Annotated in this window: 1 pseudogene; it reads right to left on the reverse strand. The window is 44.7% G+C overall.

The features are described 5' to 3' along the window. Positions 1-111 precede the first annotated feature (111 nt). A pseudogene (locus LD028_RS09225) lies at positions 112-255 on the reverse strand (IS110 family transposase); the annotation flags it as partial.

Below are 255 nucleotides of genomic sequence, written 5' to 3' on the forward strand. Positions count from 1 at the left end.
TATATCCTGTGATCAGTTTGGATACACTACAAATGGCCAAAAAAGACAACAGGAAAGCAGAGGTGCCTTATTTTTAGGCATCTCGTATATTCTGTATTCATTTTGGCTATACTAACTTACTTGTGGTCCCCAAAACGGTTCTTTTCGGGAAAGCATGCAGTAAATGGTGACAAGCATTCGGTGCGCGATCGCAACGAGTGCTTTTTTCTTTCCCCGGCGAGCCGCCAATGACCAAAATTTCGCCGCCAACGGTTG

It is taken from the genome of Anoxybacillus sp. LAT27 (genome assembly GCF_022030075.1).
GTDB classification, from domain to species: domain Bacteria; phylum Bacillota; class Bacilli; order Bacillales; family Anoxybacillaceae; genus Anoxybacillus; species Anoxybacillus kestanbolensis.